This window comes from Mesorhizobium sp. M2A.F.Ca.ET.037.01.1.1, assembly GCF_003998075.1.
Classification (GTDB): Bacteria; Pseudomonadota; Alphaproteobacteria; order Rhizobiales; family Rhizobiaceae; genus Mesorhizobium.
The window spans coordinates 1-1,141 of the sequence record NZ_RZSA01001438.1 but is presented as its reverse complement, the minus strand read 5'-3'; the positions used below and the strand labels follow the sequence as shown (position 1 = coordinate 1,141).

The 1,141-nt window shown below is 61.1% G+C and carries 1 protein-coding gene; it reads left to right on the top strand.

Annotation, left to right across the window (positions count from 1 at the left end; genetic code table 11):
* Positions 1-1,122, top strand: a 1,122-nt coding sequence (locus tag EOA27_RS37430) for a DDE-type integrase/transposase/recombinase (RefSeq protein WP_145970866.1), incomplete at its 5' end; no start/stop codon positions are given.
* Positions 1,123-1,141: the final 19 nt, after the last annotated feature.

Here is a 1,141-nt window from a genome sequence, read left to right as displayed (position 1 = left end):
GTGCCGGTGCGCACCTTCGGGGACTGGAATGATCCGCCGCCCGGTTACGTCGAGGTCGATTTCGTGGCGCATTCCGGCACATCTTCGTCCGGCAGCTTTGTGCAGACGATGATGTTGACCGATATTGCCACGGGGTGGACTGAATGCGTTCCGGTCCGCACGCGCGACAGCGGCAATGTGATTGTGGCGATCAAGCAGGCCCGCTCGTTCTTTCCCTTCCCCTTGCTCGGCGTAGATTTCGACAACGACAGCGCCTTCATGAACGAGTTCGTCGTCTCCTGGTGCCGCAGTGAGGAACTGGAAGTGACGCGCTCGCGCGCCTATCGAAAGAATGACCAGGCGCATGTGGAGCAGAAGAATGGCGCCATCGTGCGCCGCCTGGTGGGGTATGGTCGGTTTGTCGGCGCGGAGGCGACGGCCGCGCTTGGTAAACTTTGTGCTGTCGTGCGGCTTTACGGCAATCTGTTCCAACCGTCATTCAAGCTTCAGGAGAAGACGCGGATCGGCGCTCGTGTGATCAAGCGCTATCATCCGCCAGTTCCGCCTGCGGCCCGTGTCCTTGCACATCCGGGTGTGGCCGAGGCCGACAAGCAGCGGCTCCAGGCGATGATGGAAACCGCCGATCCCGTGCTGCTGTTTGCTGGTATCCGCGCCGCGCAGGAGGAGCTTGGGCGGCGGGTCGATCGTCGTGGCCTGAATGCGAAGATTGAGGAGCCGGCCGTTATCGATCTCCAGCGCTTCGCCGCGAATCTGAAGACGGCCTGGAAGAGTGGCGAGACCCGACCAACGCATCGGCGGCCGTATCGGCGGACCAAACCCTATCCGAAGAGACCCAGCATGTACGAGCCGTTCGAGGCGCAGATCAAGGGATGGCTTGAGGAAGAGCCGGCGCTCTCGGCAGCAAGTGTGTTGCAACGCCTGACAAAGATCGACCCCTCGCGCTTTAAGGAAAAGAACCTGAGAATGGTGCAACGGCTTGTGAAGGTCTGGCGCATGGAAATGGCTGGGCTGATCATCCTCGATGGCGGTTGGATGAAGAGCTGGCCGCTATCTCGCTCCGCCGCGACGGATGGAGAAAGGGCCCATGTCGGCCCTATCGCCTTCGGTAACATTCCTCGGTGAGGCAATAGGTGGGGTCAAA